Below are 12,991 nucleotides of genomic sequence, written 5' to 3' on the forward strand. Positions count from 1 at the left end.
TTCGGGGAAAGGCTTCGAGGGGCCCTACTGTTCCCAGCCCTCTTGAATCGACTCGTGGAACGCCGCGGAATCGCACAGGTCGTGCAGGCTCTTGCCATCGTGCCACGGAAGCTCGGCGAGCTCGGAAAGCGTTGTGACCAGCTCAGAACAATCGGTGAAGCGGCCCTTGTCGTTCAGCTGCGAGCAGTCCTGCACGCGCCAATAGCCGTCGGTGTGCGTGATGTAGTACTGTCCGTCGTCAACGTCCATAAACACGCGAGTCTTCGAACGCAGGTAGCCGAGGAGCTCCTCGAAGCTCAGGGATATCGTCTCGTCAGCTTTCAGTCCCATAATTGGCCTCCTAGCTGTCGGGCGCCACACGGCGCGATTTGCCTTACTGGTACCTAGTAAACCCGTAGTTGTCCATATCTATGCGATGAAATTGGTAGGCGGTGCATAACTTTGGAGCAGCGGCCGTTTTGGGCGCTTCGCCGGCACCCCGCGCAAGGCGAAACGGGACGACCCCCTGCCGCGATGGCGGCGGCACGCTCACGCAGGCGACCCCGGTCACCTGCCGGCCCGGACTCAGCCGGCAGATCGCATCCGGACACCCCGTCCACGCCGACCACTCGTTTCCCCTGGAGTCCAGCCCCAAACCCTGGCGCGCGGACCGCCAGAGTCACAAATGAACTCACAAAAGATAACTGAGGCTATGTTATGCTTAGCTAACTTGACTCACGAACACCGGAAGGGACTGCCATGGTCAACGGCCGCCTCGTTCGGCTCGGCAACCGCGCGATGCGCTATATGCTCGCGCAGGTTGCATTCCAATGGATCGCCCTCGTGGCGAACATCGCGCTCATCGGCGGCATCGCCTACCTCTTTCACCTCGTCATCGCGAAGAGCCTCGCCGCTCACCATATGGCCATCGGCGCATGCGCCGCGCTCGTATGCCTCACCATCCGATTCGCTGCCACGCGCGCCGCGGCCCATATGAGCCACCTGTCCGCACGCAGCGTGAAGGACACGTTGCGCCGCGCGCTGTTCGACAAGATGCTCGCGCTCGGTCCCGTATACGCGCAGCAGACGTCCACCTCCGAGGTCGTGCAGGTGGCGGGCGAGGGCGTCGAGCAGATTGAAACCTACTTCGGCCTCTACCTGCCGCAGTTGCTGTATGCGCTGCTTGCACCGCTTACGCTGTTCGCCGTTATCGCACCCATCTCGCTTCCGGTCGCCGTGGGCCTCATCGCCTGCGTCCCGCTCATCCCGCTCGCCATCGCGGCGGTCCAGACCATCGCCAAGCGCCTGCTCGCCTCGTACTGGGACCAGTATGCCGAGCTGGGCGACAGCTTTTTGGAAAATCTCCAGGGCCTCACCACCCTCAAGGTCTACGAGGCCGACGCGCACAAGGCCGAGCAGATGGATGCGGAGGCCGAGACGTTTCGCCGCGTGACCATGCGCGTGCTCACCATGCAGCTCAACTCGATCATCGTCATGGACCTCGTCGCATACGGCGGTGCAGCCCTCGGCATCGCGCTCGCCGTCTCGGCACTCGCCGACGGACGCATCGGCCTGCCCGCCTGCCTTGCCATCATCATCCTGTCGAGCGAGTTCTTCATCCCCATGCGCACGCTCGGCAGCTACTTCCACACCGCCATGAACGGCTCGGCGGCAGCGGACCGCATCTTCGCGATCCTCGACGCGCCCGAACCGTCCCCGGGCGCGCGCGAGCTCCCCGAACGGCGCAACCGCATCGAGATCCAAGGGCTCAGCTTCGCCTACACGCCAGAGCGCGAGGTCCTCCACGACGTCGCGCTCGCCATCGAACCCGGCTCGCTGGTGGGCGTCGCCGGCACCTCGGGATCGGGTAAGTCAACGCTCGCCTCCATCATTTCCGGCAGGCTCACCGGCTATACGGGCACCGCGAGGATCGGCGGGGTCGACGTGCGCGATATCGAGCGTGAGAGCCTGGCACGCCACGTGGTCGTGGTCCCCACCTCCGGCTACCTGTTTAGCGGCACCCTGCGCGAAAACCTCCTTATGGGCAACCCGCATGCCACCGACGAGCAGCTCGAGCGCGCACTCGCCCAGGCGCGCATCGACGCGTTCGTGCGCGAAAACGGCGGACTCGACATGCCGATCACCGAGGGCGCGCGCAACCTCTCCGGCGGACAGCGCCAGCGGCTGTGCATTGCCCGCGCGCTGCTGACGAGCGCCGAGACCCTCATCTTCGACGAGGCGAGCTCCAATATCGACGCGGACTCCGAAGCGGCCATCGCCGAGGTCATACGCGAGATCGCAGGGGAGCGCACCGTCGTGGTGGTCAGCCATCGTCTGGCGAACCTCGTTCACGCCGACATGATCTATCTGCTCGACGGCGGGAGCGTGGCCGAACAGGGCACACACTCGGAGCTCGTGGCCGCGCATGGCGCCTACGCCGCGTTCTGGCGCGCCCAGCATGAGCTGGAAAGGAACGTCGCATGAGCCGTCTGACCGTTATGAGACGCCTGATCGGCCTGGTCGGCCCCCTTTGGGGCATCATGGCGCTTGCAGTCGGAGCGGGCGTTGCCGGGCACCTCGCCGCTATCGCCGTTCCCACCCTCGGCACGACCGCCGCCCTGTCCGCGGCGGGTTTGGACGGCCTTCCGAACGCAGCGCAGCTGCTCGGGGTCCTTGTCGTCTGCGCCGTCGCACGCGGCATCCTGCATTACCTGGAGCAGATGGCGAACCATTACATCGCCTTCAAGCTGCTCGCACGCATCCGCCACCGCGTGTTCGCCGCACTGCGCCGTCTGGCGCCCGCGAAGCTCTCGGGCCGCAACCGGGGCGACCTCATCTCCCTTATCACGGGCGACATCGAGCTGCTCGAGGTCTTCTACGCGCACACCATCTCGCCGATCGCCATCGCGCTGGGCGTGAGCTGCGCCGTCGTGGCGGTCGAGGCCGCCATCCATCCCCTGTTCGGCCTGCTCGCGGCCGTCGCCTTCGCCTTCGTGGGCATCGCGGTGCCCCTGGCGGCCAACCGAGCATCCGGGCAAGCCGGGCGCGCGTTTCGCCACGAGCTGGGCGACCTTGACGCCTATCTGCTCGACACCCTGCGCGGCCTGGGCGAAGCCATGCAGTACCGCGTCGCCCGGGCGCGAGGCGAGGAGTTCTTCCGCCGCAGCAGCTCGCTTGCCGACCACGAGTCCCGCCTCAAGGATCGCGCCGGCGCCAACCAGGCGGTCATGGCCATCATCGTGTGGGCTTTCGACCTCGCCCTAGTCGGCGCGGGCGTATACCTGCACCAGATGGGCCAGATTACTCTCGACCAACTGATGATCGGCGTCGTGCTCCTCATGAGCTCATTCGGCCCGGTGCTGGCGCTCGCGAGCCTGGGCACCGGGCTCCAGCAGACCTTCGCCGCCGGCGAACGCGTGCTGGAGCTTCTGGACGAGCAGCCGGTCGTCGAGGCAATCGCACACGGCGCGGCGCCCTCCGACGCAAGCGCCGAGATCGACCGGGTGTCGTTCGCCTACGCTGGCGACCCGGTGCTCGCCGACGTCTCCCTTGCCGTCGAACCCGGCTCCATCGTGGGCATTTCCGGAAAAAGCGGCTCGGGCAAATCGACCCTGCTCTCCCTCATGATGCGTTTTTACGACGTCGATACGGGCGCCGTCAAAATCGGCGGCGTCGACGTGCGCGACGCCTCGACGCATGCGCTGCGCGAAACCGAGGCCCTTGTGGAGCAGCAGACCCATCTGTTCAACGAGAGCCTGGCCGACAACATCCGCATCGGACGGCTCGACGCGACCGACGAGGAGGTCATGGCGGCCGCGCGTGCCGCATGCATCCACGACACCATCGCCCAGCTGCCCGAGGGCTACGCCACACGCGCCGGCGAGCTGGGCGACCGACTGTCCGCAGGCGAGAGGCAGCGCATCGGTCTTGCCCGCGCGCTGCTACGGCGCGCACCGATCCTGCTGCTCGATGAGCCGACCTCCAATCTTGACAGCCTGAATGAGGCCGCCATCCTGCGCGTCCTTCGCGAGCAGCACGGCGAGCGCACCGTCGTTGTCGTCAGCCATCGAGAAAGCACCATGGCGATCACCGATAGCGTCGTGTCGCTCGAGCGCGGCCGTGTGAGCTGATACACGGGCACATCCCGACACCCCGTCTGACCCCAACCGTAAAGATTGGACTCCCATGATCAACAAGATTCTGTTCTGCCTCGCCTGGCTGGTCCTCGGCCTCGGCGCCATCGGCGTCGCGATTCCTCTGCTGCCCACCACGCCGCTCGTGCTGCTCGCCTCGGCGCTGTTCGCCAAAAGCAGTCCGCGCTTCGAGGCGTGGCTGCGCACCACGCGCCTCTACCGCAGCTACGTGGTCCCGTTTCGCGAGTCCGGCGGGATGACGGCACGCAAGAAGGTGTCGATGTTTGCCGTCACGTCCGCGACCTGCCTGATCAGCTTCGCGCTGGTGGACGCCCTGCCCGCCCGCCTCGTTCTCATCTGCGTGGTGTGCGGCATGGGCATCGCGCTTCTCACCAAGATCCGCACCATCTCGCCCGAGGAGGACGCGCTGCTGCGCGCCCAGTGGGACGAGACCGCGCAAGCATAGCACCCGACCGCATGAGGAGCCCGCATGCCCAAAGCACCTGATAGCCCCGCCGTCGCGCGCCGCCGCGAGCGAGAGAAGCGCGTCGTTTCGCAGATGATCGCCCTTTCCTGCCGTGCACACCACCAAGACGCCGCGCGCACCGAGACCGCATACTGCGGCGAGCCGGTCTGCCCCGCCTGCGCAAAGCTCGACGCCTTCGCCGCGCGCCGTACCGAGCTGTGCCCCCACATGGCAACCAAGACTTCGTGCAACCGGTGCGCCACGCACTGCTACCCGCCCGCCATGCGCGAGCAGATCCGCGCGGTGATGCGCTTCGCAGGCCCACGCATGCTGCTGCACCATCCCATCGCCGCGGTTCGCCACCTTTTGGGAACGTAGGGGCGACGGCGCGAGCGACCCCGATCACCCGCCTACCCGAACCCTACTCGTCCTTCCCGAACGCGCGCATGAGCAGGGTGACGATGCCGCAGATCATGCCGCCGACGGGCCAGGTGACCCAAAACCACGCAGCCGAGGTGCCCAGCGGCTCGAATTCGTCCGGATTCGCCGACGTGAGCACCGGTGCGAACAGCAGGCCCAGGCCGACGATGGTGGCCACGATCATGATGGCACCGCAGATCGCACCGATCTTGCGGTCGGCGCGCTTGGTGGCAAGCAACGCCTCGCGGCGCGCATCGTCGAGCTCAACGGCGACGATCTCCTCGACCTCAAGCTCTTCGCCCACGGACCGGTTGTACTCCGCCACGTCGATGCGGCCGAGCAGCATGCCGTAGTGCGTGATGTTCCAGACGCCCAGGGCGATAAAGAACATGAGGAAGAACAGCGCGATGTTCTCCGCCGTCTTCTCGAGCATGATGAGGCAGCCGATGCCCGCAAAGATGAAGGCGATACCCGCAATCAGACCGCCCGAGAACGCCTTCCGAGCAGCCAAACGGTCGTCTTCGGTATAGAAGTCCTCCACGTACGGGTGCGCGCGCTGGAATGCGGCGTGCTCCATACCGGCGGGAATAAGGAACGCGAGGCCTGCCAGGACGCCGGCGAGCACGATGATGACGAACAGCCCGTCGCGTGCCCCGACCGAAGCCAGCTCGACCGCGCCTTCGAAGAACAGCCCGATCGCGATGCCCAGAAGGATCGCCGCGATACCCGTAGGGACCTTCCAGGCCATCATGCGCTGATGCTCGTCGTAGCCGCACACGTCGGTCGGCGGACCGGCGGGCACGGTCACCTCGGGCTCGGGAGCGCGCGAAGTGAGGTCGCCTTGGACAAGGTCGTCGAGCGTGCAGCCGAAGATCTGGCACATCTTGAGAAGCTTGTCCATCTCGGGATAGCTTTTCTCGGCTTCCCACTTGGTGACCGACTGGCGGGACACCCCGAGCAGCATGGCGAGCTGCTCTTGGGTCATGTTGCGCGAGGCGCGCAGGTGCTGAAGGTTGTCGCGAAAGCTCATGGCGGGGCCTTTCTGGTAGATGCCGTTATGTCTTGCCGGCACCTCCAGTATGCGGGCGCCATCGGCCCCATTCTACCAACCGGAGGGCTGCATTTTGGCCTCCAGCATGGCAACCATAAGGCGCCCTGCGGTTGCCATGCCCAGCTCAGAGGGCATGTTCAGGAATCTTCGGCCACCATGGAGCACGATTGCGCCCGCGCGGCAGCAACGCGGCCAACCCGCCATCCGCCCGAAGGGATCCGGGGCCGCGGGCGCTACCTGAGAGCCTCCTCGAGCATCCCCCTCACGGTGGCTATTTCCCGTTCGCATGCGGCATTCGACGTGCAGAGCCTGATGGCGGAGCCCAACGCGGACCCGCCCTCCTCATGTGCAACCGCACCCTTTGCGCTGACCCCACCCAATGCATCGTTTCGGATTGATCATCGTATATGTATTCGATTTGCTATACAATGTCATACAGAGGTGATCATATGTCGCAATCAGTTCTCAGTGTACGCATGGACAGCGATACCAAAGCCGCCTTTGCAGCATTTTGCGAAGAGGTTGGCATGAGCGTCTCCACCGCCATCAATCTGTTCGCTAGGCAAACCCTTCGTGAGCGGCGCATCCCGTTCGAAATCAGCACCGATCCCCTGCGCACCCGCGTGGCGGCGCAACCCGCACAGCGCGTTCTCTCGCGCGACGAGATAGCCGTCGCTGTCGCCCAAGCCGCCATGCGCGTGCCAGGCATTTCCGGCGTTGTGCTTTTTGGCTCGTATGCGCGCGGGGAAGCGCGACCCGACAGCGACATCGACCTGCGCATTGCTTACGACGAAGGAGCGCTGACGCTATTCGACCTTTCCGAATTCCTCCAAGACGTACAAGAGGCCACAGGGAAATCTGTTGACATCGTTTCTCGACACGACCTGGGAAACGATGACTTTGCCCGCGCAATCGAACGAGACGGGGTGACAATCTATGAGCGCACGTAACACGGATGACGGCCGTGTTGCTGAGCTTTGGCGCGTCCTAAACGAAACGGAGGAACGTGTCGCTGCACTCAAACTCACCAAAGAGCGCTTCGTATCAGATGAATCGCTACAAGGGCGCATCAATGTCGACGCGATCTTCATGTGCGTATTCCGCGCCACTGAGGAGGCTGGCAACATGTCTGACGAAACGAGGCGCGAGCACCCGACTATTCCATGGCGTGCCATTCACGGCATGCGTAATATCTTCGCCCACGACTATGGCAAGCTCGATCGCGCAGCCATCTGGAACACGGTGGTTGCCGACTTCCCTGTGCTCAAAAGCTTTTGCCTAGATTATGCCGCACTCCACGGCATAGAGCTTTCTGGAGACACTGACCGATCCGTGCCGCGCCCTCTCGATACCTCTCCCGACGTCTTGTGAGGAGGCGGTATCGTCGCCCGGTGCCGTCGAGCCGTCCGCACCCGCTCCCGCCCCGCCGCCCCTCATCGAAGAGGAAGGCCTTAATTCATGAAAAACCTCGTGGTCGAACAGCCCTTTCCTGGGGAAACGCCAAACCGAACCTTCACTTATTCATGAAAAAGTGCGGGGTTGACCGGAGACTCGGAGCACCGGTTGGCTGAACTCGGTCCACACAAGGAAACGGGGGCGGTCCTAAGACCGCCCCCGCGCAAAATAGGCTTTGTTGTCGTACGGGACATGCGCCCCTGCGAGCTCTTCCGCTACCAGATGCCCAGAACGTGCTGCATGCCGAGCGACACGCACGCGATGGCGATCCAGCAGACAAGGCCCATCAGAATCGGCTTCCCGCCCGTGCGCACGAGCTTGACGATGTTCGTGTTGAAGCCGATCGCCGCCATCGCCATGATGATGAAGAACTTCGAGAGCTCCTTGATGGGCGCGGTCACCGTCGCAGGCAATGCGAACACCGTGGTGATAACGCTCGCCAGCACGAAGAAGACGATGAAGAACGGGAAGATCTTCTTGAGGTCGAACGTGCCTGCGGCCTGGCCGTCGCCCTCGCCCGCAGCTGCAGCGCGCTTGGCAAGACGCACCTGCCAGAACGCAAGCGCCAGCGTGATGGGGATGATGGCCAGCGTACGGGTCAACTTGACGATCGTCGCCGCGTCGAGCGTGTTGGCGCCGGGGTGCATGCCGTCCCATGCGGCCGCAGCCGCCGTCACCGACGAGGTGTCGTTGACCGCCGTTCCCGCGAACAGGCCGAAGCCCTCGTTGGAGAGGCCGAGCATCCCACCGAGCGTGGGAAACACCAGCGCTGCGATGACATTGAACAGGAAAATGACGCTGATGGCCTGGGCGATCTCCTCGTCATCGGCATCGATGACCGGCGCGGTGGCGGCGATGGCCGACCCTCCGCAGATAGACGAGCCCACGCCGACCAGCGTGGAGATCTTGCCGGGAATGTTCAGCGCACGGCAGAGCACGAAGGACACGATGAGCGACGTGGCGATCGTGGAGACGATGATCGGCAGCGACGTAGCGCCCACCTGCGCGATCTGCGCGAGGTTCAAGCCGAAGCCGAGCAGGATGACGGCATACTGTAGCACCTTTTTCGACGTGAACTTGATGCCCTTCTGCAGCGGCTCTCCGGCACGCGCAGGCACCACGAGCGCCAGCACCATACCGATCAGGATGGCGAACACCGGCCCGCCGATCACCTCGAGCTGCTTGCCGAGCAGCCATGCGGGAATCGCGATGGCAAGGCAGAACAGCACGCCTTTCCACATACCCTTGAAGTCTTTCACCAGCTCCATGTCGTGTCCTCTCGTCTGCGATATCGTTCCGCATGACATGCTACTCCCTGCGGTTATAATGATTTCAGATGCTTTGCTTATCATTCAATTAGTATTCGTGATGTGAAAAAACCTCTGTCCTAATTTCACGGGAGGCGCGGTGCTGGACTATCGGGCACATACGTTTCTGGAGGTCTACCGGCAGCGCAGCTACACGCGCGCGGCGGACGCGCTGCACATTTCACAACCCGCCGTATCGCAGCACATCCGCCAACTTGAGCAGCACTACGGCTGCCGCCTGTTCATCAAATCTGGGCGTGGCGTCGATCCCACCGAGGCGGCCGATGTGCTCTACCGGGCACTCAGCACCATGGAGCACGACGAAGATCGCCTTCAGGCGGATATCGACTCCCTATCGGACGCGAAGGCGCGGCGGGCGCCGTTGCGGTTCGGCTGCACGCGCACCATCGCCGACTACGTGGCGCCCCGCCTGCTCGCCGGACATCTGGAGCGCCATCCGGATGAGCGCATCCTCATGCAGGTGGAGAACACCGCCGAGCTTGTGGCGCGCATCGACGCGGGCGCCATCGACTTCGCGCTCGTGGAGGGGTCGTTTGACCGCACCGTCTTCGACCACGAGGTCCTCTCGCATGAGCGCTACATCGCCGTCGCCGATCGGCCGATTGCGGCGGCACGCCTCGAGGACCTGCTCGCCTGCCGCCTCATCCTGCGCGAGGCGGGCTCGGGCACGCGCGAGATCCTCGAGCAGCACCTCGCCGCACGCAACCTCACCGTCAGCGATTTCGCCGGCATCATCGAGCTCGCGAGCATTCCCGCCATCAAGGCGTGCGTGCGCTCGGGCGCGGGCATCACGTTTCTGTACCGGGCGGCCGTCGAGGCCGAGCTTGCGCACGGCGAGCTGTTCGACATCACCCCGGCCGACATGCACATCGAGCATGCCTTCGCCCTCATCTGGCAGCGCGGGAGCCTGTTTGCCGAGCGCTACCGCGCCCTGCTGCGCGCCTGGCAGAACGCCCTCACGTGATACAGTTGACTGGTCAGTTTGATCATTTTTACTCCGTCCCCAGATGAGCAAAAGGAGACGACCATGCGAGAGTGCGTGAGCATCAGCGCGGTGGAGGCCGCGGCAAGAAGCAACAACCGGCCCGGTCCGGACCATATGAACTGCGGAGAGTCGGTTATCGCCGCGCTGTGGGATGCCTTCGAGCCCGACTTTCCGCGCGCCGTCGTGGCCGCGGGCGCCGGTATGGGCGCGGGCGTGGGCGGCTCCGGCTGCATCTGCGGCGCGCTCGCCGGCGGCGTAGCCTTCCTCGGACTCATGCTGGAGACCAAGGAGCGCGCCAAGCCCGCTGCCGCCGAGCTGCACGACGCGTTTTGTGCCGGCGTCGGCAAGCGCACGCCATGCTGCAGGGTCCTCACCCGCGGTATGGAGTGGACGAGCCCCGAGCGTATTGCCCACTGCCAGAGCAACTGCGCCCTCGCAGCAGCCGAGGCGGCCCGCATCCTCTGCCGCGAGCTTAACGTCCAGCTCGAGGCGTAGCGGAAGCACGGGCTCGGCTGCCTTTTCCGTCAAGAGTCCGGACGCGTCCGGACGCGTCCGGACGCGTCCGGACTCCTTGCATGCTATACTGCCAGGTGACTCCCATCTCGCCGAACGGAGCATCTCATGGCCAAGCTATCCGACTTCGCGCATCTTCGCGAGCATGCCCGTCTCGAAGCCAAACGCGCGCAAGGCGGATTACCGAAAAGCATCTGGGAAACCTATTCCGCTTTTGCGAACACCGAGGGCGGCATCATACTGCTCGGCGTCGATGAAGAACCCGATGGGTCTCTCAAACCCGTCGGAATCTCCCATCCCGAACGCCTCGAACGAGATTTCTGGAACACTGTCAACAACCCCAACCGCGCGAGCGTCAACATTCTCACCTCGCACGATGTCCGAATCGACACGGTCGAGGGCCCCGAAGAACCCGTCGACATTCTCGTCATCACAGTCCCCAGGGCTCCGCGCGAGCTGCGTCCCGTGTTCGTCGGAGGCAACCCCCTAACCGGGACCTATCGCCGAAATGGCGAAGGCGATTACCGCTGCAGTCCCGAAAGCTACCAGGCCATGGTCCGCGATGCGAGCGCGTCCCCACTCGACACCCTCCTGCTCGACGAGGTCACAACCGACGCCATCAGCCCCGACACGCTTGCTTCGTATCGCAACATGCTGTCGTCTCTGCGCCCCAATCACCCTTGGAACGAGCTGCCCGATGAGGACTTCCTCATCAAGCTTGGCGCCGCCGGCCCGAGCGCAGGATCCGCCGGGCTCCGGCTCACGCGCGCCGGCCTGCTAATGTTCGGCTACGAGCACGAGATCGTGCGCGAGTTTCCATCGTTCTTTCTTGACTATAGAGAAATATACGAGGAGGGCACAGCTCGGTGGACTGATCGCATCACGAGCAACAGCGGCGATTGGAGCGGAAACGTCTTCGAGTTCTGGTTCAGGGTTTCGAACCGCCTGACGGCAGACCTCCGGAAGCCGTTCGAGCTCGATAACAACCAGCTTCGCGTCGACAGCACACCGATGCATGATGCGGTGCGCGAAGGGCTTGTCAACGCACTCATTCACGCTGACTACCTGGGACGAAGGCCGGTTGTCGTTCAGAAATACCGTGATCGGGTGGAATTCTCGAACCCGGGCGACATGCGCGTGCCCGTCGACGTCGCCCTGCAGGGAGGCATCTCCGACGCGCGCAACCCGACGCTCATGAAGATGTTCAGCCTTCTGGCAGCATGCGAGCGCGCGGGCAGCGGCCTCGACGCCATACAGACCGCATGCCGCCAAGCACAGGCGGGACAGCCAATCATGCACGTCTCGTACGATCCCGACTGCACGAAGCTGGTTGTACCGCTTGGGACCGCATCCGCCTTTGCCGACGCGGCCCCGGCGAGCAACCCCACCGTCCTTAAGACCCCGTCGGGAGAACGCCAGCGGGTGCTTCGCTATATCGAGACGCACGGGCCGTCCAAGCGCGTTGAGATCCAGGAAGCCCTCGAGGTCGGCAGCACGAAGGCGAAGCGTCTGCTGAGCGCGATGGTCGCCGAGGGCTTGATCCGCACCGAGGGGGCAAGCAACCAAACGGTCTACCTCTTGGCGTGAAGTGCAGCAGGAAACCCGGCACGCCCGCAAGCTGCGGTATCTTGCCGGTCTGCCCAGACCGGAGGCGATGGAGATGCGTGCGACCCGGCGAAGTGCATAAGTAGGCCCCGATGACACAGAGTGGACCGTTTGGCACGCTAACCGGTTTTATGAACCCCCTTTAGCGTGCCAAACGGTCCGTTCTGTGTCATCGGCGCGCGGGTGTCGTGGAGAGCGCCGCGCGCGAGCCCCACCCCACCGACATGCCGAGGGCCCCGTGCGGGGCCCTCATATCTAGCGTATGTGTTAGTGAGCGCCGCCCTGGCCGTAGTAGGCGTTGGGGCCGTGCTTGCGCAGGTAGTGCTTGTCCTGCAGATACTGCGGGGCGGGAGCCACGCCGTCCTGCAGCATCTCGGTGCGGGCGGCCATCTTGGCGACCTCGTCGAGCACGACCGCGTGGTACACGGCTGCATCGGCGTCCTTGCCCCAGGTGAAGGGGCCGTGGTTGCGCACGAGCACCGCGGGCACGGCGACCGGGTCGATATCGCGCTCGGCGAAGCCCTCGACGATCACCTTGCCGGTGTTGAGCTCGTAGGCCTCCTCGATCTCCTCCTCGGTCAGACCGCGCATGCAGGGGATGGGACCGTAGAAGTAGTCGGCGTGGGTCGTGCCGTACGCCGGGATGTCACGGCCGGCCTGCGCCCACGACACCGCCCACGCGGAATGCGTGTGCACCACGCCGCCGATCTTGTCGCCCCACTCGCGGTACAGGTACGCGTGGGTGGGCGTGTCGGAAGACGGGTTGAGGTCGCCCTCGACGACCTTGCCGTCCAGATCGCACACGACCATGGACTCGGGCGAAAGCTTGTCGTAGTCAACGCCGGAGGGCTTGATCACGAACAGGCCGCTCTCGCGGTCGAACTCGGAGGCGTTGCCCCAGGTGAAGACGACCAGACCATGCTTGGGAAGGTCCATGTTGGCCTCATAGACCTTCTCGCGAAGCTCCTTGAGCATCATGAGCGAATATCCTTTCTCGCAAAGGATGCGGATCGTTCCGCATCCCGGAAGGACGGTCGCCGGGCGCTCGGTGCGTCC

General features: G+C 64.5%; 13 protein-coding genes. 9 read left to right on the forward strand and 4 right to left on the reverse strand.

All coding sequences use genetic code 11. The features are described from left to right. Nucleotides 1–24 precede the first annotated feature (24 nt). Nucleotides 25–330, reverse strand: coding sequence for a CDP-alcohol phosphatidyltransferase (locus tag BN3789_RS01605; protein WP_066829096.1), 306 nt, complete (start codon nucleotides 328–330; stop codon nucleotides 25–27). Between the two features lie 408 nt (nucleotides 331–738). On the opposite strand from BN3789_RS01605, the gene BN3789_RS01610 reads away from it, so the two are divergent. The 4 genes from BN3789_RS01610 to BN3789_RS01625 are packed head-to-tail and all read left to right on the forward strand — an operon-like array spanning nucleotide 739 to nucleotide 4,956. After that, nucleotides 739–2,463: an ABC transporter ATP-binding protein/permease gene (locus BN3789_RS01610; RefSeq protein WP_066829098.1), complete on the forward strand. Its 1,725-nt coding sequence runs from the start codon at nucleotides 739–741 to the stop codon at nucleotides 2,461–2,463. Next, nucleotides 2,460–4,109, forward strand: a complete 1,650-nt coding sequence (locus BN3789_RS01615) for an amino acid ABC transporter ATP-binding/permease protein (RefSeq protein WP_229254119.1) — start codon at nucleotides 2,460–2,462, stop codon at nucleotides 4,107–4,109. Before BN3789_RS01610 ends, BN3789_RS01615 begins: the two co-directional genes overlap by 4 nt. A gap of 55 nt (nucleotides 4,110–4,164) precedes the next feature. Continuing rightward, nucleotides 4,165–4,578: a YbaN family protein gene (locus BN3789_RS01620; protein WP_066829099.1), complete on the forward strand. Its 414-nt coding sequence runs from the start codon at nucleotides 4,165–4,167 to the stop codon at nucleotides 4,576–4,578. Between the two features lie 24 nt (nucleotides 4,579–4,602). Then, on the forward strand, nucleotides 4,603–4,956 hold the full coding sequence (locus BN3789_RS01625; protein WP_066829101.1) for a nitrous oxide-stimulated promoter family protein: 354 nt from the start codon (nucleotides 4,603–4,605) through the stop codon (nucleotides 4,954–4,956). A 43-nt stretch (nucleotides 4,957–4,999) separates the two neighbouring features. On the opposite strand, the gene BN3789_RS01630 is transcribed toward BN3789_RS01625, so the two are convergent. Next, nucleotides 5,000–6,028, reverse strand: coding sequence for a helix-turn-helix transcriptional regulator (locus BN3789_RS01630; RefSeq protein ID WP_066829103.1), 1,029 nt, complete (start codon nucleotides 6,026–6,028; stop codon nucleotides 5,000–5,002). A gap of 470 nt (nucleotides 6,029–6,498) precedes the next feature. Here BN3789_RS01630 and BN3789_RS12975 point away from each other — a divergent pair, with 470 nt between their 5' ends. After that, the gene (locus BN3789_RS12975; RefSeq protein ID WP_066829105.1) at nucleotides 6,499–6,999 is read left to right on the forward strand and encodes a type II toxin-antitoxin system RelB/DinJ family antitoxin; all 501 of its coding nucleotides are present in this window, start codon (nucleotides 6,499–6,501) and stop codon (nucleotides 6,997–6,999) included. Beyond that, a complete protein-coding gene (locus BN3789_RS01640; protein ID WP_066829107.1) occupies nucleotides 6,986–7,420 on the forward strand; it encodes a HepT-like ribonuclease domain-containing protein in 435 nt (144 codons plus the stop codon). The genes BN3789_RS12975 and BN3789_RS01640 overlap by 14 nt, the downstream gene beginning before the upstream one ends. A gap of 299 nt (nucleotides 7,421–7,719) precedes the next feature. On the opposite strand, the gene BN3789_RS01645 is transcribed toward BN3789_RS01640, so the two are convergent. After that, entirely contained in the window at nucleotides 7,720–8,772 is a 1,053-nt protein-coding gene (locus BN3789_RS01645) for a YeiH family protein (RefSeq protein WP_066829110.1), read from the reverse strand. Between the two features lie 139 nt (nucleotides 8,773–8,911). On the opposite strand from BN3789_RS01645, the gene BN3789_RS01650 reads away from it, so the two are divergent. The 3 genes from BN3789_RS01650 to BN3789_RS01660 all read left to right on the forward strand — a co-directional run bounded on the left by BN3789_RS01650 (nucleotide 8,912) and on the right by BN3789_RS01660 (nucleotide 11,917). Beyond that, a complete protein-coding gene (locus BN3789_RS01650) occupies nucleotides 8,912–9,796 on the forward strand; it encodes a LysR family transcriptional regulator (RefSeq protein WP_066829112.1) in 885 nt (294 codons plus the stop codon). A gap of 63 nt (nucleotides 9,797–9,859) precedes the next feature. Further along, nucleotides 9,860–10,312, forward strand: a complete 453-nt coding sequence (locus BN3789_RS01655; RefSeq protein WP_066829114.1) for a C-GCAxxG-C-C family protein — start codon at nucleotides 9,860–9,862, stop codon at nucleotides 10,310–10,312. 126 nt (nucleotides 10,313–10,438) lie between these two features. Further along, nucleotides 10,439–11,917, forward strand: a complete 1,479-nt coding sequence (locus tag BN3789_RS01660) for an ATP-binding protein (RefSeq protein WP_066829116.1) — start codon at nucleotides 10,439–10,441, stop codon at nucleotides 11,915–11,917. A 285-nt stretch (nucleotides 11,918–12,202) separates the two neighbouring features. Here the strand turns inward: BN3789_RS01660 and BN3789_RS01665 are convergent, their stop codons facing one another. Then, a complete protein-coding gene (locus BN3789_RS01665) occupies nucleotides 12,203–12,913 on the reverse strand; it encodes an L-ribulose-5-phosphate 4-epimerase (protein WP_066829120.1) in 711 nt (236 codons plus the stop codon). Nucleotides 12,914–12,991 lie beyond the last annotated feature (78 nt).

The sequence above is a fragment of the Collinsella ihumii genome, from assembly GCF_900046475.1.
Lineage (GTDB): Bacteria > Actinomycetota > Coriobacteriia > Coriobacteriales > Coriobacteriaceae > Collinsella > Collinsella ihumii.